The organism is Segatella bryantii (assembly GCF_022024215.1).
GTDB lineage: Bacteria > Bacteroidota > Bacteroidia > Bacteroidales > Bacteroidaceae > Prevotella > Prevotella bryantii.
On record NZ_CP091798.1, the window covers coordinates 2093432 to 2113480 of the forward strand.

The 20049-nt window shown below is 38.8% G+C and carries 28 protein-coding genes; all 28 read right to left on the reverse strand.

The features are described 5' to 3' along the window. Nucleotide 1: 1 nt before the first annotated feature. Nucleotides 2-778 carry a M24 family metallopeptidase gene (locus L6471_RS12885; protein WP_006283634.1) on the reverse strand — a complete coding sequence of 259 codons (777 nt, stop codon included), beginning with the start codon at nucleotides 776-778 and terminating at the stop codon, nucleotides 2-4. A 9-nt stretch (nucleotides 779-787) separates the two neighbouring features. After that, nucleotides 788-2125 carry a preprotein translocase subunit SecY gene (gene secY, locus L6471_RS12890; RefSeq protein WP_006283636.1) on the reverse strand — a complete coding sequence of 446 codons (1338 nt, stop codon included), beginning with the start codon at nucleotides 2123-2125 and terminating at the stop codon, nucleotides 788-790. 4 nt (nucleotides 2126-2129) lie between these two features. Next, nucleotides 2130-2576: a 50S ribosomal protein L15 gene (gene rplO / locus L6471_RS12895; protein ID WP_006283637.1), complete on the reverse strand. Its 447-nt coding sequence runs from the start codon at nucleotides 2574-2576 to the stop codon at nucleotides 2130-2132. A 23-nt stretch (nucleotides 2577-2599) separates the two neighbouring features. Beyond that, the gene (gene rpmD, locus L6471_RS12900) at nucleotides 2600-2776 is read right to left on the reverse strand and encodes a 50S ribosomal protein L30 (RefSeq protein WP_006283638.1); all 177 of its coding nucleotides are present in this window, start codon (nucleotides 2774-2776) and stop codon (nucleotides 2600-2602) included. Between the two features lie 13 nt (nucleotides 2777-2789). Continuing rightward, nucleotides 2790-3302, reverse strand: coding sequence for a 30S ribosomal protein S5 (gene rpsE / locus L6471_RS12905; protein ID WP_027453351.1), 513 nt, complete (start codon nucleotides 3300-3302; stop codon nucleotides 2790-2792). A 6-nt stretch (nucleotides 3303-3308) separates the two neighbouring features. Beyond that, nucleotides 3309-3653 carry a 50S ribosomal protein L18 gene (gene rplR / locus L6471_RS12910; RefSeq protein WP_006283640.1) on the reverse strand — a complete coding sequence of 115 codons (345 nt, stop codon included), beginning with the start codon at nucleotides 3651-3653 and terminating at the stop codon, nucleotides 3309-3311. A gap of 18 nt (nucleotides 3654-3671) precedes the next feature. Further along, complete coding sequence (gene rplF / locus L6471_RS12915; protein ID WP_006283641.1) at nucleotides 3672-4244, reverse strand: 50S ribosomal protein L6; 573 nt, start codon at nucleotides 4242-4244, stop codon at nucleotides 3672-3674. A 14-nt stretch (nucleotides 4245-4258) separates the two neighbouring features. Continuing rightward, nucleotides 4259-4654 carry a 30S ribosomal protein S8 gene (gene rpsH / locus L6471_RS12920; RefSeq protein ID WP_006283642.1) on the reverse strand — a complete coding sequence of 132 codons (396 nt, stop codon included), beginning with the start codon at nucleotides 4652-4654 and terminating at the stop codon, nucleotides 4259-4261. A 67-nt stretch (nucleotides 4655-4721) separates the two neighbouring features. Beyond that, complete coding sequence (rpsN, locus tag L6471_RS12925) at nucleotides 4722-5024, reverse strand: 30S ribosomal protein S14 (protein ID WP_006283643.1); 303 nt, start codon at nucleotides 5022-5024, stop codon at nucleotides 4722-4724. Nucleotides 5025-5029: 5 nt separating this feature from the next. After that, nucleotides 5030-5584 carry a 50S ribosomal protein L5 gene (gene rplE / locus L6471_RS12930; protein ID WP_006283644.1) on the reverse strand — a complete coding sequence of 185 codons (555 nt, stop codon included), beginning with the start codon at nucleotides 5582-5584 and terminating at the stop codon, nucleotides 5030-5032. Further along, nucleotides 5584-5901, reverse strand: a complete 318-nt coding sequence (gene rplX / locus L6471_RS12935; protein WP_006283645.1) for a 50S ribosomal protein L24 — start codon at nucleotides 5899-5901, stop codon at nucleotides 5584-5586. The genes rplE and rplX overlap by 1 nt, the downstream gene beginning before the upstream one ends. A gap of 20 nt (nucleotides 5902-5921) precedes the next feature. After that, nucleotides 5922-6287, reverse strand: a complete 366-nt coding sequence (gene rplN / locus L6471_RS12940) for a 50S ribosomal protein L14 (protein ID WP_006283646.1) — start codon at nucleotides 6285-6287, stop codon at nucleotides 5922-5924. 2 nt (nucleotides 6288-6289) lie between these two features. Further along, complete coding sequence (gene rpsQ, locus L6471_RS12945) at nucleotides 6290-6556, reverse strand: 30S ribosomal protein S17 (RefSeq protein WP_006283647.1); 267 nt, start codon at nucleotides 6554-6556, stop codon at nucleotides 6290-6292. 2 nt (nucleotides 6557-6558) lie between these two features. Continuing rightward, on the reverse strand, nucleotides 6559-6753 hold the full coding sequence (gene rpmC / locus L6471_RS12950) for a 50S ribosomal protein L29 (protein ID WP_006283649.1): 195 nt from the start codon (nucleotides 6751-6753) through the stop codon (nucleotides 6559-6561). Nucleotides 6754-6755: 2 nt separating this feature from the next. Then, complete coding sequence (gene rplP, locus L6471_RS12955) at nucleotides 6756-7184, reverse strand: 50S ribosomal protein L16 (RefSeq protein ID WP_006283650.1); 429 nt, start codon at nucleotides 7182-7184, stop codon at nucleotides 6756-6758. Between the two features lie 14 nt (nucleotides 7185-7198). After that, nucleotides 7199-7924 carry a 30S ribosomal protein S3 gene (gene rpsC, locus L6471_RS12960; RefSeq protein ID WP_006283651.1) on the reverse strand — a complete coding sequence of 242 codons (726 nt, stop codon included), beginning with the start codon at nucleotides 7922-7924 and terminating at the stop codon, nucleotides 7199-7201. An 8-nt stretch (nucleotides 7925-7932) separates the two neighbouring features. After that, nucleotides 7933-8337, reverse strand: a complete 405-nt coding sequence (rplV, locus tag L6471_RS12965) for a 50S ribosomal protein L22 (protein WP_006283652.1) — start codon at nucleotides 8335-8337, stop codon at nucleotides 7933-7935. A 29-nt stretch (nucleotides 8338-8366) separates the two neighbouring features. Beyond that, the gene (gene rpsS / locus L6471_RS12970; protein WP_006283653.1) at nucleotides 8367-8636 is read right to left on the reverse strand and encodes a 30S ribosomal protein S19; all 270 of its coding nucleotides are present in this window, start codon (nucleotides 8634-8636) and stop codon (nucleotides 8367-8369) included. 10 nt (nucleotides 8637-8646) lie between these two features. Beyond that, complete coding sequence (gene rplB / locus L6471_RS12975; protein ID WP_006283654.1) at nucleotides 8647-9471, reverse strand: 50S ribosomal protein L2; 825 nt, start codon at nucleotides 9469-9471, stop codon at nucleotides 8647-8649. A gap of 7 nt (nucleotides 9472-9478) precedes the next feature. Beyond that, complete coding sequence (gene rplW / locus L6471_RS12980) at nucleotides 9479-9772, reverse strand: 50S ribosomal protein L23 (protein WP_006283655.1); 294 nt, start codon at nucleotides 9770-9772, stop codon at nucleotides 9479-9481. Between the two features lie 11 nt (nucleotides 9773-9783). Then, nucleotides 9784-10413, reverse strand: a complete 630-nt coding sequence (gene rplD, locus L6471_RS12985) for a 50S ribosomal protein L4 (RefSeq protein WP_006283656.1) — start codon at nucleotides 10411-10413, stop codon at nucleotides 9784-9786. Beyond that, nucleotides 10413-11027 carry a 50S ribosomal protein L3 gene (gene rplC, locus L6471_RS12990; protein ID WP_006283657.1) on the reverse strand — a complete coding sequence of 205 codons (615 nt, stop codon included), beginning with the start codon at nucleotides 11025-11027 and terminating at the stop codon, nucleotides 10413-10415. Before rplC ends, rplD begins: the two co-directional genes overlap by 1 nt. A gap of 19 nt (nucleotides 11028-11046) precedes the next feature. Next, complete coding sequence (gene rpsJ / locus L6471_RS12995) at nucleotides 11047-11352, reverse strand: 30S ribosomal protein S10 (RefSeq protein ID WP_006283658.1); 306 nt, start codon at nucleotides 11350-11352, stop codon at nucleotides 11047-11049. A gap of 94 nt (nucleotides 11353-11446) precedes the next feature. Continuing rightward, nucleotides 11447-13561: an elongation factor G gene (fusA, locus tag L6471_RS13000; RefSeq protein WP_074803329.1), complete on the reverse strand. Its 2115-nt coding sequence runs from the start codon at nucleotides 13559-13561 to the stop codon at nucleotides 11447-11449. A gap of 22 nt (nucleotides 13562-13583) precedes the next feature. Further along, nucleotides 13584-14060: a 30S ribosomal protein S7 gene (rpsG, locus tag L6471_RS13005; RefSeq protein WP_006283660.1), complete on the reverse strand. Its 477-nt coding sequence runs from the start codon at nucleotides 14058-14060 to the stop codon at nucleotides 13584-13586. 168 nt (nucleotides 14061-14228) lie between these two features. Next, nucleotides 14229-14609 carry a 30S ribosomal protein S12 gene (gene rpsL / locus L6471_RS13010; RefSeq protein ID WP_006283661.1) on the reverse strand — a complete coding sequence of 127 codons (381 nt, stop codon included), beginning with the start codon at nucleotides 14607-14609 and terminating at the stop codon, nucleotides 14229-14231. A 633-nt stretch (nucleotides 14610-15242) separates the two neighbouring features. Next, nucleotides 15243-15566 (reverse strand): DUF3467 domain-containing protein, encoded by a 324-nt coding sequence (locus L6471_RS13015; RefSeq protein WP_006283662.1) that lies wholly within the window; start codon nucleotides 15564-15566, stop codon nucleotides 15243-15245. A gap of 130 nt (nucleotides 15567-15696) precedes the next feature. Next, the gene (gene rpoC, locus L6471_RS13020) at nucleotides 15697-20031 is read right to left on the reverse strand and encodes a DNA-directed RNA polymerase subunit beta' (RefSeq protein WP_027453353.1); all 4335 of its coding nucleotides are present in this window, start codon (nucleotides 20029-20031) and stop codon (nucleotides 15697-15699) included. Nucleotides 20032-20049 lie beyond the last annotated feature (18 nt).

The following is a 20049-nucleotide window of genomic DNA, read 5'->3' on the forward strand; positions in this document are numbered from 1 at the left end:
TCTAACTGTCAATTCGTTCTATACTATCAAAACTTGATAAAATATCCACATGATCAATACCAACAGAAAAAGTATGCTTAAAATGGAGTGATAACTGTGCATTATTCCCTGCAAAACCACTACTGATATTATGCTGGGTTAAATAACCTTTCTCTAAACTTACTATACAATTAATAGTAAAACACATTCCATTTTTTAAAAGAACTCTTTTACCTCTTTTTGAATTGAAAGATAATCTTGTTGATTCTGCAAACTCTTGTCCGATGCTATTCCCAAAAATCTGTCTTACTCTAACACCTTTTAATGATTCAAATACCTGTTCAATAGAATATCCTATATCACAAATATATTTACCAGGAATAGTTGAATTAATTGCATCAATGAGAGCAACTTCAATACCATGAACCAACTCCGTTAGACCAGTTGAAACATTCCCCACAAAAAAAATGCGAGAACAGGTACCACAAAAGCCACAGAAACTAACGCCACAATCTATAGATATAATATCACCCTCACTAAGAGTAACTGTTTTCTTGTTCAAATCATGTCCTGAATAATTTTCAGAAACAGAAAAAGACCCTCCAAGAGGATTAAGAAAATTAATAAAAAATGGAGTACCTCCATGTTTTAATATAAAATCCCTAGCTAACTGTTCCAATTGGAAGGTCGATATACCTGGTCTTATATGTTTACCAAGTTCAAATAACGTTGCACCAACTAATTGATTGGCTTTGCGCATTAAACCAACTTCATCATTCGTCTTAAGAATAAAACTCATGACGAAAATTTAATATGCAGAAACGCTCCCTTGACGAGTATGACCTGAATTTAACAATCCATCATAATGCCTCATAAGCAAATAGCTTTCAACTTGCTGCAATGTATCAATAACAACACCCACAAGAATCAAAAGAGAAGTACCTCCAAAGAACTGTGAAAATTCCTGTTGAACATTAAGAAGTCCAGCAAGAGCTGGCATGATAGCTATAAATGCAATAAAAAAAGAACCCGGTAAAGTTATACGAGACATAACGGTGTCGATATATTCTGCAGTATCCTTACCTGGCTTTACACCAGGAATAAAACCATTATTACGTTTCATGTCTTCGGACATCTGTGTAGGATTCAAAGTAATAGCAGTATAAAAATAAGTAAATGCTATAACCAATACAACATAAATTATATTATAAAGCAAACTTCTATTATCCAACAACTGACGTACAACAGAACTAGCTCCGTCTGATTGATACTGTACTATAGCCAAAGGGATAAACATCAATGCTTGCGCAAAAATAATTGGCATTACATTAGCAGCAAACAACTTTAATGGAATGTACTGTCTAGCACCACCATATTGCTTATTCCCAATCAATCGCTTTGCATATTGAACTGGAACTTTTCTAGTACCTTGAACAAGAAGTATAGAAGCGCAAACTACACCATATAAGATAAGTAGCTCCACAATAAACATAATTAGACCACCGCTAGTAATAGCCTGTAATCTAGAAGTAACCTCCTGAACAAAAGCCTGAGGTAATCTAGCAATGATACCAATCATAATGATAAGAGAAATACCATTACCTACACCCTTGTCAGTAATACGCTCACCCAACCAAAGGATAAACATACTTCCTGCTGCAAGAATAATAGTAGCAGGAATCATAAATACTGTCCAAGAAATACCTGAAGCTAAGGCACCAGCTGCCTGCATCTTTAAATTAAGTAAGTACGAAGGAGCCTGAAAGAGCAATATAGCTACAGTCAGGATCCTTGTATACCAATTAATTTTCTTTCTACCACTTTCACCTTCATGCTGCATCTTCTGAAAATAAGGTACAGCAATAGCTAGAAGCTGCATAACGATAGAAGCCGAGATGTAAGGCATAATTCCCAAAGCGAAAATAGACGCATTGGAAAATGCTCCACCGGAGAATGCATTCAACAAGGCCATAAGACCTGTTGAAGTTTGCGACTGTAATTTTTCCAACATGCCCGGATTGATGCCCGGAAGGACAACAAATGAGCCAAAACGATAAATAGCCGTAAAAAGAAGAGTTATAAGGAGTCGCTGACGCAAATCCTCAACCTTCCAGCAATTCTTCAGTGTCTCGATTAACTTTTTCATTTATTTAGATTATTGTTGCATTGCCACCAACTGCCTTGATTGCTTCTTCTGCAGTTTTTGAGAATGCATTAGCTTCTACATCGATTTTAGCTTTTAACTCACCATTACCCAAAACCTTAACTAGCTCCTTACCATTAGTAAGACCTGCTTCTTTAAGTTCTGCGATACCAATCTTTGTAAAACCTTTAGCCTCTGTTAAACTCTGGAGAGTTGACAAGTTAACAGCAAAATACTCTTTATGGTTAATATTTTTAAATCCAGCTTTTGGAATACGACGCTGCAAAGGCATCTGACCACCTTCAAAACCGATTTTTCTCTTATAACCAGAACGAGCCTTAGCACCTTTGTGACCACGAGTAGAAGTACCACCTAATCCTGAACCAGGACCACGACCAATACGACGACGTGAATGTGTAGAACCTACTGCTGGTTTTAAATTATTTAATTTCATAATTGTTCAATTTTAAGTTTAAATTAATCAACTACGGTTACAAGGTGATGAACTTTACGAATCATACCACGCATACTAGGATTATCCTCAACTTCAACAACTTGAGAAATCTTATGAAGACCTAAAGCCAAAAGTGTTTTCTTCTGATCTACAGGTGCTCCAATTCTACTTTTAATTTGTTTAATCTTGATTGTTGCCATCGTTATATCCTAATTAACCATTAAAAACTTTATCCATAGAGATTCCACGCTCACCAGCAACCTGATAAGCATCACGCATCTCAGAAAGTGCAAGGATAGTTGCCTTTACAAGATTGTGAGGGTTAGAAGAACCTTTTGACTTAGCAATAACGTCCTTAACACCAACACTCTCCAAAACAGCACGCATAGCACCACCGGCCTTCAAACCAGTACCTGCAGCAGCTGGCTTAAGCAAAACTTGTGCTCCACCGAACTTTACTTCGACTTCATGAGGTACAGTTCCCTTCAAAACAGGAACCTTAATAAGATTCTTCTTTGCAGCTTCAGTACCCTTAGATATAGCAGCTGTAACTTCACCAGCCTTACCAAGACCCCAGCCAATAACACCGTTACCGTCACCTACAACGACGATAGCAGCAAATGTGAAAGTACGACCACCTTTAGTTACCTTTGTTACACGATTAATTGCAACAAGGCGATCCTTTAATTCAACATCATTATTTACTTTTACTTTATTCATTGCCATTATCGTTTAGAATTTAAGACCACCTTCACGAGCGCCATCAGCTAATGCCTGAACACGACCATGATACAGATAACCATTACGATCAAAAACTACTGATTCAACACCTGCAGCTTTTGCCTTTTCTGCAACTAATACACCAACTTTCTTAGCCTGTTCTACTTTAGGCAACTTCTCCAAACCAAGTGAAGAAGCAGAAGCCAATGTCTTACCAGTCAAATCGTTAATAACCTGTGCGTAGATCTGTTTATTAGAACGAAAAACACTCAAACGAGGACGTTCTGCAGTTCCATTTACATTCTTGCGAATACGGAATTTTATCTTAATTCGTCTTTCTACTTTCTTTGTTGTCATAATCGTAAAAATAAAAAATTACTTAGCAGCAGCTGTCTTACCAGACTTTCTGCGAATAACTTCACCCTGGAACAAAATACCTTTACCCTTATAAGGTTCTGGCATACGGAAAGAACGAATTTTAGCACAGATGAGACCAAGTAACTGCTTGTCACATGACTCCAAAGTTAATATAGGATTCTGGTTTCTTTCTGACTTTGTCTCTACCTTAACTTCGCTAGGAACCTGAATAAAAATAGGGTGAGTATAACCTAAAGAAAGCTCGATGATATTACCCTGATTAGAAACACGGTAACCAACACCTACAAGTTCCATAGTTTTCTTAAATCCTTCACTTACACCAACAACCATATTGTTAACAAGTGAACGATATAAACCATGAAAAGCTTGTTTCTGCTTATAATTTACTGGGCTATTTTCATCTACTTCAAAAATAACCTTATCATCTTCAATCTTTACCTTGATTGATTCGTTGATATCCTGTGAAAGTTCACCTTTAGGACCCTTAACAGAGATAACATTTGCTTTTTCATCGAAGTTAACTGTAACTCCTGATGGAATACTAATTGGCAATTTTCCTATTCTTGACATATAAATCCCTCCAATTAATAAATGTAGCAAAGAACCTCACCACCGATTTTCAGGTCAGCAGCTTCCTTATTAGTCATTACACCCTTAGATGTAGACAAGATTGCGATACCTAAACCATTAATAACTCTTGGCATATCTTTATAACCAGTATACTTACGCAAACCTGGAGTAGAAACACGTTTCAAACTCTTTATTGCATTTGCTTTAGTAACTGGATCATATTTAAGAGCTACTTTAATAGTACCCTGAGGACCATCCTCAATGAACTTGTAGTTCAAGATATAACCCTTTTCAAAGAGAATCTTAGTAATCTCTTTTTTCAAATTTGACGCAGGAACCTCAACAACTCTGTGATGAGCCATGATCGCGTTTCTGAGTCTTGTCAGATAATCTGCTATTGGATCTGTCATAAAAAATAATTTAATTAATCGGGACATCCCCGACAATATTAAAAATATAAAATGAACGGTAATAATATTACCAACTTGCTTTCTTAACACCAGGAATCAAACCTGAAGATGCCATCTCACGGAACTGAATACGTGAAAGACCAAACTGGCGCATATAACCTCTTGGACGGCCAGTTATCTTGCAACGATTATGCAGACGAATAGGATTAGCATTCTTTGGAATAGCCTGAAGCCTACGAGATGCCTCATAAGCCTCAGCTGGATCATTAGAAGTTGCAATAATCTTTTTCAAAGCTGCACGTTTTTCAGCATAACGAGCAACAAGTTTTGCACGCTTAACTTCGCGAGCTTTCATTGATTCTTTTGCCATATCTTTTAATCGTTTTTAGCGTTCTTGAATGGAAGACCAAATGCCTTTAGGAGAGCATAACCCTCTTCGTCAGTCTTAGCTGATGTTACGAAAGTAATATTCATACCCTGAATTCTATCTACCTGATCAATATTGATTTCAGGGAAGATAATTTGCTCTGTGATACCTAAAGTATAGTTACCACGTCCATCAAACTTAGATTCAATTCCCTTGAAGTCACGGATACGAGGCAAAGCAACACGTACAAGTCTTTCAAGGAACTCATACATACGCTCACGACGCAATGTAACCATTACACCAATAGGCATCTTTTTACGAAGTTTGAAGTTCGCAACATCCTTCTTTGAATATGTAGCAACAGCCTTCTGACCAGTAATTGCTGTAATTTCGTTGATAGCAACATCAATGATTTTTTTATCTTGAGTTGCATCACCGAGACCCTGATTAATCACAATTTTCTTCAATACAGGAGTTTGCATTGCAGAAGAGTAATTAAATTGCTTCTGCAGCGCAGGAGCGATAGTCTCCTTGTAAACCTTCTTTAACTGTGCTGTATCCATTATTTAATTTCCTCCCCTGATTTTTTAGCAATACGGATAACGTTTTTACCATCATGCTTGATAGCAACGCGAGTAGCCTTACCACTCTTAGGATCGATTAAACTCAAATTTGAAATATTGATAGGAGCTTCCTGCTTAACAATACCTCCCTGAGGATTTTTTGCAGAAGGCTTGGTACTTTTAGATACCAAGTTAATACCTTCAACAATAGCACGGTTCTCATCTACAAGAACCTGAAGCACCTTACCCTTATTGCCCTTATCTTTACCAGTAAGAACAATTACGGTATCGCCTTTTTTAATATGTAATTTACTCATTACTAAATTTCTTTTTTAAATTAAAGAACCTCAGGTGCTAATGAAACAACCTTCATGTTAACTGCACGAAGTTCACGTGCAACTGGACCGAAGATACGACTACCACGAAGCTCACCGGCATTGTTCAACAATACACAAGCATTATCATCAAAACGAATATAAGAACCATCCGCACGACGGATTTCCTTTTTGGTACGAACGATCAATGCTTTAGAAACAGCACCTTTCTTCAAATCACTAGAAGGAATAACGTTCTGAACAGCAACTACGATAACGTCACCAACGCTAGCATAGCGACGACCGGTACCACCGAGAACGCGAATACATTTTGCTTCACGTGCGCCGCTATTATCACACACTGTAAGTCTTGATTCTGTTTGTATCATAATTACTTAGCTTTTTCAACAATTTGTACTAATCTCCATCTCTTTGTTTTTGACAAAGGACGAGTCTCCATGATCATAACAGTGTCACCAACATTAGCTTCATTGTTTTCATCATGTACATGATATTTCTTCGTCTTCTGAACGAATTTACCATAAATAGGGTGCATCTCTTTGAACTTAGCTGCAATAACAATGGTTTTATCCATTTTGTTGCTGATAACAACACCCTGTCTTACTTTTCTTAAATTTCTTGTTTCCATCTGGACCATTATTATTTGTTAAGTTCTCTCTGATGAAGTTCGGTTTTCATACGCGCAATATCACGACGAGCGGCCTTAATCTGAGATGGATTTACGAGAGGAGTAATCTGATGATTAAGCTTAATCTTCTTAAGATTAGCCTCTGCAGCTTCTAATTTCTCTACCAATTCCTTGGTTTCGAGTTCTCTTACTTCTTTAATCTTCATAATTAAGCGTTTTTATCGAAATCACGTCTAACAACAAACTTAGTCTTAACAGGCAACTTCTGTGCTGCAAGGCGAAGGCCTTCTTTTGCAATATCAAAAGATACACCCTCAACTTCGAAAAGAATTCGACCTGGAGTTACTGGAGCAACCCATCCAGCTGGATCACCTTTACCCTTACCCATACGCACATCAGCAGGTTTACGAGTAATTGGTTTATCAGGGAAAATACGAATCCAAACTTGTCCCTGACGATTCATGTATCTGTTTAATGCAACACGTGCAGCTTCGATCTGACGGCTATCAATCCACTTAGCTTCAAGTGTCTTAATTCCAAAAGAACCAAAAGCTAACTGTGTACCTCTATGGGCGTTACCTTTATTACCACGTCCATCTTGAGGTCTTCTATATTTAACTCTTTTAGGCTGTAACATTGTAATTCTTACATTTAACGGTTATTGTTTCTCTTACGACCATTACCGCGATTAGAACGACCGTTATTACGATTGTTCTTACTGTCTTGAGTAAAATTAGGTGTAAGATCACGTTTGCCATATACTTCTCCACGGCAAATCCATACCTTAATACCGAGCAAACCTACCTTAGTAAGAGCTTCTGCCTGACAGAAATCAATATCTGCACGGAATGTATGAAGAGGAGTACGGCCTTCCTTTAACATCTCCTTGCGTGCCATTTCAGCGCCATTCAAACGACCTGTGATCTGAACTTTAATACCTTCAGCACCAGCACGCATTGTATTAGCAATCGCCATCTTAATAGCACGACGATAAGCTACCTTACCCTCTACCTGACGAGCTATATTAGTTGCAACGATAGTTGCATCCAATTCAGGCTTCTTAACTTCGAAGATGTTAATCTGAATATCCTTCTTAAAGAGATTCTTCAGTTCTTCTTTCAATTTATCAACGTCTTGACCACCTTTACCAATAACGATACCCGGACGGGCTGTACAAATAGTAATGGTAACCAATTTCAAGGTACGTTCGATGACAATGCGAGAAACGCTAGCCTTAGCCAAACGCTCGTTAAGATACTTACGGATTTTCTGATCTTCTACAAGACTATCGCCGAAGTTCTTACCACCGAACCAATTTGAATCCCAACCACGAATTACACCAAGTCGGTTGCTTATTGGATTAACTTTCTGTCCCATTCTATTATTTATTTATCGTCGTTAGTTTTAGCATCAACAAAGATAGTTACATGGTTAGAACGCTTACGAATTCTATAACCACGACCTTGTGGTGCTGGTCTCATACGTTTCATAGTAACACCTTCATCAACGAAGACTTTACTTACAAAAAGTTCACCGTCCTCAGCTTTACGGTCATTTTTTGTTTCCCAGTTAGCGATAGCTGAACGGAGAAGTTTCTCTACATCAGCAGCAGCCTGCTTCTTAGAGAATCTAAGTACTCCCAGAGCTTTGTTAACTTCCATACCACGAATCATGTCTACAACATAACGCATTTTACGTGGTGACGAAGGTACTCCATTGAGCTTAGCAAAGTACAAATTTTTGCGTGCCTCTTTTAATTTTTCAGCCGCGATATGTTTTCTTGCTCCCATTATTTATTTACTTTAAATGGATTTAACCCTTACTTCTTATTATTACCAGAGTGTCCGCCAAAACGACGAGTAGGTGAGAACTCACCTAACTTATGACCAACCATATTCTCTGTAACATAAACAGGGATAAATTTGTTTCCGTTATGAACTGCAACAGTATGACCCACAAAATCAGGGGAAATCATTGAAGCTCTAGCCCATGTCTTAACTACAGATTTCTTACCACTCTCATTCATAGCAAGAATTTTCTTCTCGAGTGATACGTTAATATATGGACCTTTTTTTAATGAACGACTCATAATTTACTCTTTATTTTTTAGCTCTTTCGATAATATACTTGTTAGAAAGCTTCTTAGGTGCACGAGTCTTGAGACCCTTAGCGTACAAGCCCTTACGTGAACGTGGATGACCACCACTCTGACGGCCTTCACCACCACCCATTGGGTGATCAACAGGGTTCATAACAACACCACGGTTGTGAGGACGACGTCCCAACCATCTAGAACGACCAGCCTTACCAGACTGTTCTAGAGCATGATCAGAATTACCTACACTACCAATAGTAGCCTTACAAGCACTCAAGATCTGACGAGTTTCGCCAGAAGGAAGCTTAATAACACAATAACTGCCCTCACGAGAAGTCAACTGAGCAAAATTACCAGCCGAACGAACCAATAAAGCACCCTGACCTGGACGTAATTCAATGTTATGAATTACAGTACCAACTGGGATATTAGCAAGTGGAAGTGAATTACCTACTTCTGGTGCAGCATCAGCACCAGACATTAAGGTTGCACCAACCTGCAGTCCATTAGGAGCAATAATGTAACGTTTTTCACCATCTGCATAGTATAAAAGCGCAATACGAGCAGATCTATTTGGATCATACTCGATTGACTTAACTACAGCTGGAACACCATCTTTCTCACGTTTGAAGTCTATAAGACGATACTTCTGCTTATGGCCACCGCCAATGTAGCGAACGGTCATTTTACCAGTGTTATTTCTACCACCAGTAGAACGTTTGCCGTAAACGAGAGACTTCTCTGGCACGGATGCAGTAATATCCTCGAACGTGCCAATAACTTTGTGTCTTTGTCCCGGAGTTACCGGTTTAAATTTACGTACTGCCATTTTTTATTTAAATATTGCTGTAAAAATCAATTTGATCGCCATCCTTAACGGTAACGATTGCCTTTTTGAATGCGTTCTTCTGTCCCTTTACGAGACCAGCCTTTGTATAACGTGCTTGACGCTTACCTGCATAACGAACCGTATTCACACTTACGACTGTAACCTTATAGAGACTCTCAACCTCTTTCTTAATTTCGAGCTTATTTGCCTCAGGGCGAACAACAAAACCATAGCGGTTAGGCTGTTTCTCTGTCATCTTGGCCTGCTTTTCTGTGACCAATGGTTTAATGATAATTGACATATTTCTCTCCTTTATTTATTTAAGATTGACTCGATTGTCTCAAGTGAGCTTTCTGAAATAACAAGAACATCAGCATTCAAAACTTTATATGCATTGATAGATGATGCTGTCTCGACATTAGCCTTCTTTAAGTTACGAGCGGACAAATATACATTTTTATTTACTTCTGGCAAAACTACCAACGCCTTCTTGTTGTCAACTTTAAGATTTTTAGCAATATTTACAAAATCTTTAGTCTTTGGAGCTTCAAAATTGAAATCTTCAACAACAACAATAGCATTTTCCTGTGCCTTGTAAGTTAAAGCTGACTTACGAGCCAAAACCTTAACTTTTTTGTTCAATTTGAAACGATAATCACGTGGCTTAGGACCAAATACACGACCACCACCAACGAGAACTGGAGAGTTGATATCACCGCGACGAGCTCCACCACCACCTTTCTGGCGTCCCAACTTACGAGTTGAACCAGACATCTCACTTCTTTCTTTAGACTTAGCTGTACCCTGACGCTGGTTAGCGAGATACTGCTTAACATCGAGATAAAGAACGTGATCGTTAGGTTCAATTCCGAAGATAGCATCATTAAGAGTTACCTTACGGCCGGTCTCCTGACCTTTAATATCTAATACGTTAACTTCCATTACTTCTCAATTAAAACAGTTGAACCATTGCATCCAGCTACAGAACCCTTAACAAGAATGAGATTATGCTCTGGAATTACTTTTAACACCTTAAGGTTTTGAGTAGTTACTCTGTCGCCACCCATCTGGCCACCCATTCTCATACCCTTAAATACTTTTGCTGGGTAAGAACAAGCACCAATAGAACCTGGCTTACGAGCACGGTCATCCTGACCATGAGTAGACTGACCTACACCACCGAAACCGTGACGCTTAACAACACCCTGGAAACCTTTACCCTTTGAGGTACCAACAACGTCTACAAACTGAGCATCATTGAAGATTTCCACAGTCAAGGTATCACCTAAGTTTAATTCCTCATCAAACTTGAACTCGGCCAAGTGCTTCTTAGGTGTTGTGCCGGCTTTCTTAAAGGTTCCCATCAAAGGCTTTGAAGTATTCTTCTCTTTAGCCTCACCGAAACCAAGCTGAACAGCCTTGTAGCCATCTTTTTCTACGGTTTTAACCTGGGTTACTACACAAGGACCTGCTTCGATAACAGTGCACGGTACATTCTTACCGTCGGCACTGAAAACGGATGTCATTCCGATTTTTCTTCCAATTAATCCTGGCATTTCAATTTAATATAAATAGTTAAACTTTAATTTCTACTTCAACACCACTAGGCAATTCAAGTTTCATAAGTGCGTCTACAGTCTTAGCTGTTGAGCTATAGATATCAATAAGACGCTTGAAATCTGACAACTGGAACTGCTCACGAGACTTCTTATTAACGAAAGTACTACGGTTTACAGTAAAAATACGCTTGTGTGTTGGCAATGGAATAGGACCGCTAACAATAGCGCCTGTTGCCTTAACAGCCTTCACAATCTTTTCAGCTGACTTATCTACCAACTGGTGGTCATAAGACTTAAGCTTAATTCTAATTTTTTGACTCATTAGATAAAATAAATTATATATTAAAAATAGAAAGAAGAGAGCACTGATTAAGAGTCATTCGCTAAACAGCGTCTCTTCTTAGTTTTATATCTTATTACAGAAGTTCTGAATTACCCTTAACTTCTTCAAGCACAGCCTTAGCAATAGAAGAAGAAAGAGGTGAATGATGATCATACTCCATAGAAGATGTTGCACGACCAGAAGTGATTGTACGGAGAGCTGTTACATAACCGAACATTTCAGCCAATGGAACCATAGCTTTAACGATACGAGCACCACTACGAGCTTCTTCCATACCCTGAACTAAACCACGACGTTTATTCAAGTCACCAATAACATCACCCATGTTCTCCTCTGGAGTAACAACTTCAACCTTCATGATAGGCTCCATCAAAACAGGACCTGCCTTAGGGCAGAGAACCTTAAATGCCTGATGTGCAACTAACTCGAAAGACAACTGGTCAGAGTCTACAGGATGGAAGCTACCATCATTCAATGTAACTTTAAGACCAGTCATTGGGAAGCCACCAAGAACACCTGCAGAAAGGCAATCCTTGAAACCCTTCTCTACAGAAGGAATGAATTCCTTAGGCACATTACCACCTTTAACCTGGTTAATGAACTGCAAGTCACCCTCTGTGTAATCCTCATCCTTAGGTTCGATAGTAACATCGATACATGCGAACTTACCACGACCACCAGACTGCTTCTTATAAGTTTCACGGCTCTGAGCTGCCTTAGTAATAGCCTCTTTATAGTTAACCTGAGGTTTACCCTGATTACACTCAACCTTGAACTCACGCTTCAAACGATCGATGATAATATCAAGGTGAAGCTCACCCATACCAGAAATAATAGTCTGACCACTCTGCTCATCAGTACGAACTGTAAACGTTGGATCCTCTTCTGCCAATTTTGCAAGACCATTATCCATTTTAGCTACATCAGCCTGACTCTTAGGTTCAACTGCAATAGAAATTACAGTATCAGGGAATGACATAGATTCCAATACGATTGGGTGATTTTCATCACACAAAGTATCACCGGTACGAATATCTTTGAAACCAACACCTGCACCAATATCACCAGCATCGATTGAATCCATTGGAATCTCTTGCTTAGAGTTCATCTGGAACAAACGGCTGATACGCTCACGTTTTCCTGAACGAGGGTTGTAAACATAAGAACCAGCCTCAATCTTACCAGAATAAACACGGAAGAAAACAAGACGACCCATGAATGGATCAGTTGCAATCTTAAATGCAAGAGCAGAAGTTGCCTCTGTCTCTGAAGGCTTACGACTATCTTCTTCACCTGTTTCAGGATTTTCACCTACGATTGCAGGAGTATCAAGAGGTGATGGAAGGAAAGCACAAACATAATCAAGAAGTGGCTGTACACCCTTATTCTTATAAGAAGAACCAAGAGTCATAGGAGTTAACTCCATTGCAATACAACCCTTACGAAGAGCAGCAAGAATCTTATCTTCTGGAATATCTTTACCATCGAGATAAAGTTCCATAATTTCATCATCAAAGTTAGCTGCATCCTCGATCATCTTATCGTGCCACTCCTGTGCTTCATCAACCAAATCAGCAGGAATATCTTCAATTTCATATTCTGCACCCATGGTCTCATCATGCCATAAGATAGCCTTCATCTTAATCAAGTCAACGACACCTTTGAAGTTTTCCTCTGCACCAATTGGAATCTGAACAGGAACTGGATGAGCACCAAGGATATCCTTCATCTGCTGTACAGTTTCAAAGAAATCTGCACCAGAACGGTCCATCTTATTAACATAACCAATACGAGGAACGTTATATTTATCTGCCTGACGCCATACAGTTTCAGACTGTGGCTGAACACCATCTGCAGCTGAATATGTAGCAACAGCACCATCAAGAACACGAAGAGAACGCTCTACCTCAGCAGTAAAGTCAACGTGTCCCGGAGTATCGATCAAGTTAATTTTATAGCTATTACCGTTATAATTCCAGTTACAAGTAGTAGCAGCAGATGTAATTGTAATACCACGCTCCTGCTCCTGAGCCATCCAGTCCATTGTAGCCGCACCATCGTGTACCTCACCAATTTTATGAGTCTTTCCTGTATAGAACAAGATACGCTCTGATGTTGTAGTCTTACCAGCATCAATGTGAGCCATGATACCGATGTTACGAGTCAAATGTAAATCACGATTTGCCATTTCTTATAATCCTCCTAAATGATTAGAATCTAAAGTGAGCGAATGCACGGTTAGCCTCAGCCATACGATGCATATCTTCTTTACGCTTGTATGCACCACCCTGATTATTGAATGCGTCCATAATCTCTGCAGCCAATTTCTCTGCCATAGACTTACCACTACGTTTACGAGCAAATGCAATAAGATTCTTCATAGCGATACTTTCCTTACGATCAGGACGAATTTCTGTAGGAACCTGGAAAGTAGCACCACCGATACGGCGACTCTTAACTTCTACCTGAGGAGTAATGTTATCCAAAGCTGCCTTCCAAATTTCAAGAGCTGATTTCTCTTCGTTTGCAGCTTTAGCCTTTACATTATCAAGAGCTTTGTAGAAAATTTCATAAGATGTATTCTTTTTACCATCATACATCAAATGATTAACGAACTTAGAGACCTTCTGGTCGTTGAAGACAGGATCTGGAATGATCACTCTCTTCTTTGGTTTTGCTTTTCTCATTTTAATAAAAATTATTTGACTGGGGCTGTTTCAATGTTCTTCAATGCTCTCACTCGAGCGTTTACTCAACCTGTTACTTCTCCAGCAAAACTAAAAAAAAACATAAAAGCATCTAGCACTTAGCCTTTTATCCTAACTAATAGCCTTCAGCTTAATAATAAGTTGATATTACTTCTTTGCCTTAGGGCGCTTTGCACCATACTTAGAACGGCGCTGTGTACGATTAGCAACACCCGCAGTATCAAGTGTACCACGTACGATATGATAACGCACACCTGGAAGGTCCTTAACACGACCACCACGTACCAAAACAATTGAATGCTCCTGCAAGTTATGACCTTCTCCTGGAATATAAGAGTTAACCTCTTTCTGATTTGTCAAACGCACACGAGCAACTTTACGCATTGCTGAATTAGGCTTCTTAGGAGTAGTTGTGTATACACGAACACAAACACCACGACGCTGTGGACAGCTATCCAAAGCTGGTGACTTGCTCTTGTCTACCAATACCTTTCTGCCCTTTCTAACCAATTGTGAAATAGTAGGCATAATTTTACTTTTTAATTTATATATTTATTTTGTTTATTATCAACCTGTTACGAAACAACTTTTCACAAACCGTTTCGGGCTGCAAAGGTACAAAAAATCCCGCAATATGATATCTATTATCTAAAATAAAAAGACCATATTAATCAAAAATTAGCAGAATATAGTCTTTATTAATATTTTTTTAATGTTTAACTTTAAAATCCAACAAGTTCAGCAAGTGGTATTCTATAGTAACTAAGACTTTAAAAACAGATAGCAGTAAATATAATTAGCAGTTGAGTAGAATTTCTCTATAATAAGTATAGTTCTGAAAACGTTTCAATAACTGTGTGAGAGTGAAACAGACCTCTACTCTTCAATTTGATTATAAACTTTCAGATACATGATATTGTCATGCAACATTATCGAAGTTCACCATTGGAATACATCAAGTTTTATTAGACAGATCCACTAGTCTATTACAACCAGCTAAGACTAAAACTTTAGTAAACAGCATGTAGCAACTAGTTTAAAGTCAAGTATTCTTTCAAATGAGCGTACAAAGACTTTGCTGTAGACTCCAAAAATACAGACCAAAAGTACTACTGTCAGAAGCTCTAATGGGGCAAGAATATATTCACAAAATAAATTACGTCAAGCTTCATTACCTCCAGTATTAAAAGGAGCTATAGTACGAGGGGCCTGATCTGAAATATTAATTTCTCCATAAGCACTCTCGTAATTAAAAATGTTTTCCTTCAATGCCAATAAAAGTTTCTTGGCATGTTCTGGAGCCAAAATCACTCTACTTTTGACTTGTGGCTGCTGCATCCCTGGCAGTATTTTAGCAAAATCTAATATAAAATCTGAACTTGAATGAGCTATCAACACCAAATTAGAATATTCACCTTGAGCAACCTCAGGTTTAATATCTATTTGAACCGCTTTACCATTTTCTTTATCTGAATTTTCTGCCATAAGTAATAATTATAATTGGATTTTACTTTGCAAAGATACTTAAAATACATAGAACACACAAATCTATAACTAAAAAAGGAGTTGTCATTATTAAAATGACAACTCCTTTTTAAAAGTATAATATTAAAGATTATTCTGTTGCAACATTGTTATCTGCAAAGTCAAGAACATTCTTTCTATTAGCCTGTATACGCTCATATTCTTCCTTTGAACCTACAACAAGTTTCTGCCATTGACGAAGACCTGTACCTGCAGGAATCAAATGACCACAAATAACATTTTCCTTCATACCCTCAAGATAATCACTCTTACCGCGAATTGCAGCCTCACAGAGTACCTTAGTAGTTTCCTGGAATGATGCAGCACTCATGAAACTCTTAGTACCCAAAGCTGCACGGGTAATACCCTGAAGGATTTGGGTAGATGTAGCTGGAACAGCATCTCTAACCTGAACTAACTTCAAGTCTCTACGCTTCAAGCTAGAGTTCTCATCTCTTAGCTTACGAACCGTCACAATCTGACCAGGTTTAAGCAATTCTGAATCACCTGCATCTGTAACGACCTTCTTGCCCCAAATACGATCATTTTCATCAGCAAAGTCGAGTTTATCAACAAGTTCCTGCTCGAGGAATGTTGTATCACCCGGATCATCGATACGAACCTTACGCATCATCTGACGAACAATGATTTCAAAGTGCTTATCATTAATCTTCACACCCTGAAGACGGTAAACATCCTGAACTTCGTTAACAATATACTCCTGTACAGCGGTAGGACCCTTAATAGCAAGAATATCACCTGGAGTTGTAACACCATCAGAAAGAGGTGTACCTGCACGAACAGCATCATGTTCCTGTACAAGGATCTGCTTAGACAATGGAACCAAGTATTTCTTTTGGTCACCAGTCTTAGAAGTTACGATGATTTCACGATTACCACGTTTAACCTTACCCATAGTAACCTCACCATCAATTTCAGAAACAATAGCAGGATTAGAAGGATTACGTGCCTCAAACAACTCGGTTACACGAGGAAGACCACCGGTAATATCACCAGCACCACCAACAGCACGAGGTATTTTAACCAATGTTGTACCTGTACTAATGGTCTGACCATCTTCAACAACAACGTGACCACCTACAGGGAAGTTATATGTACCTACTACATTACCTTCAGCATCAACTACATCACATGTAGGAACCAAAGATCTATTTTTAGAATCAGTAATGATCTTTTCAGTCAAGCCTGTTGTTTCATCGGTCTCTGCACGATAAGTCTGACCTTCAACAACATCATTAAACTTCAGAACACCAGCATATTCAGATACGATAACGGCGTTAAATGGGTCCCATTTACAGATAACATCACCTTTCTTAACTACATCTCCGTGCTTTTTATACAAAGAAGCACCATAAGGAACATTCAAGCTAGAAAGAACAATACCTGTATTAGGATCTACAAAACGAACCTCAGCCAAACGGCTTACTACCATCTGACAATTAATATCATTACCTTCCTCATCTTCCTCTACAAAAGGAACAACACGAAGTTCATCGAATTCTAGTTTTGCATCATTCTTTGCCGTAATATTAGCATTAGCAGCAGCGTTAGCAGCAATACCACCAGCGTGGAATGTACGAAGAGTCAACTGTGTACCAGGTTCACCAATAGCCTGAGCTGCGATAACGCCCACAGCTTCACCCAGCTGTACCATTCTAGCTGTAGCCAAGTTACGACCATAACACTTCATACAAACACCATGCTTACTTTCACAAGTAAGTACAGAACGTATCTCTACACTTTCGATTGGCGAATTTTCAATAGCTTTGGCCTTAGGCTCAGTAATTTCTTCACCAGCAGCAACTATAAGATTACCTGTAGTTGGATCTACAACATCATGTACAGATACACGACCAAGAACACGCTCATACAACGTTGAAATGATTTCATCACCATTCTTCAAAGCCGAGCAAACTAGGCCTCTTAATGTACCACAATCTTCTTCAGTAATAATAACATCATGAGCTACGTCAACCAAACGTCTAGTCAAATAACCAGCATCTGCAGTTTTCATAGCAGTATCAGCCAAACCCTTACGAGCACCATGTGAAGAAATAAAGTATTCCAACACAGACATACCCTCTTTAAAGTTTGACAAAATTGGGTTTTCAATAATTTGAGCACCTTCTGCACCTGCTTTTTGAGGTTTTGCCATCAAACCACGCATACCAGACAGCTGCTTAATCTGATCTTTAGAACCACGAGCACCAGAATCAAGCATCATATAAACAGCATTGAAACCCTGATCTGCCTCGCGCATCTCCTTCATCAGAATGTTACCCAAGTCATTATTTACGTGAGTCCATGTATCAATTACCTGATTATAACGTTCGGTATCTGTGATGAAACCCATATTATAATTATTGGTAATTTCCTCAACTTCCTTATTACCCTTTTCTACGATAGCGACCTTTTCTTCTGGAATGATAATATCATCAAGATTGAAGGAAAGACCAGCCTCATAAGACATACGATAACCCAAATTCTTGATACCATCCAAGAAGCTACATGCACGTGCCATACCGACAGCACCAATCACATCAGCAATGATACCACGAAGAGTTTTCTTAGAGATAATATCATTGAAGTAACCAACCTCATCAGGGACAATTTGGTTTACAATAACACGACCTGCTGATGTTTCAACCATATGTTTAACATGCTTGCCATCAACAATATCGTCTACTACAACCTTTACAATCGCATGTAAATCACACTTTCCCTCATTACTTGCAACAATTGCCTCTTCAGGACCATAGAAAGTCAAGCCTTCACCCTTAGCACCAGGACGCAATTTAGTAATATAATACAAACCAAGCACCATATCCTGTGCAGGTACGGTGATAGGAGCACCATTAGCAGGGTTAAGGATATTGTGGCTCTCAAGCATCAAAATCTGAGCTTCCAATACAGCTTCATTACTCAAAGGAAGGTGAACAGCCATCTGGTCACCATCGAAGTCTGCATTAAATGCAGTACAAGCCAATGGATGTAACTGAATTGCTTTACCCTCTATCAATTTTGGCTGGAAAGCCTGAATACCCAAACGGTGAAGTGTCGGAGCACGGTTAAGCATAACAGGGTGACCCTTCATTACATTTTCAAGGATATCCCAAATAACTGGTTCACGACGGTCAACAATCTTCTTAGCGCTCTTTACAGTTTTTACTATACCACGCTCAATAAGCTTGCGAATGATAAATGGTTTATATAGCTCAGCAGCCATCAACTTAGGAAGACCGCATTCACCCATATTCAGCTCAGGACCTACAACGATTACAGAACGAGCAGAATAGTCAACACGCTTACCCAACAAATTCTGACGGAAACGTCCCTGCTTACCTTTCAAAGAGTCAGACAAAGACTTCAAAGGACGATTACTTTCACTCTTAACAGCTGAGCTCTTACGAGAATTATCAAATAAACTGTCCACAGCCTCCTGAAGCATACGTTTTTCGTTACGTAAAATGACTTCCGGAGCCTTGATTTCTACAAGTCTCTTCAAACGGTTATTACGAATAATAACACGACGATAAAGATCATTCAAGTCAGAAGTTGCAAAACGACCACCATCAAGTGGAACCAATGGACGAAGTTCTGGTGGAGTAACAGGAATAATCTTCATGATCATCCACTCAGGTCTGTTAATACCCTTGCTGGTACGGAAAGCTTCTACAACCTGAAGACGCTTCAATGCTTCTGTCTTACGCTGCTGACTAGAATCATTATTAGCCATGTCGCGAAGCTGGTAAGAAAGACCATCAAGATCGATATCTGTCAGGAGATCATAAATAGCTTCTGCACCCATTTTAGCAACAAACTTATTTGGGTCATCATCAGCCAAACGATCATTATTAGGATCTATTTGATTATCGATAATATCGATATATTCCTCTTCACTGAGGAGGTCCATTTTATGAGAACCATTTAATTCGACACCATCGGCATCTTTTTTACCTTCCATAACACCTGGCTTGACAACGATATACTTCTCATAGTAGATAACAGCGTCAAGCTTCTTTGTTGGTAAACCCAGAAGGTAACCTATCTTATTTGGCAAAGAACGGAAATACCAAATATGAGCAACAGGTACTACAAGTTCGATATGACCACAACGCTCACGACGAACCTTCTTTTCTGTAACTTCTACACCACAACGATCACAAACAATGCCTTTATAACGAATACGCTTATACTTACCACAAGCACACTCATAATCCTTAGTAGGACCAAAAATACGCTCGCAGAAAAGACCATCTCGTTCAGGCTTATATGTACGATAGTTAATGGTTTCTGGTTTAGTAACCTCGCCATACGAATTTTCCAAGATTTCTTCAGGAGAAGCTAAACCTATGGTAATTTTCGTAAAATTATTTTTTACTTTTGTCTCTTTTTTAAAAGCCATGTTTCTTTTTGTTAAGGG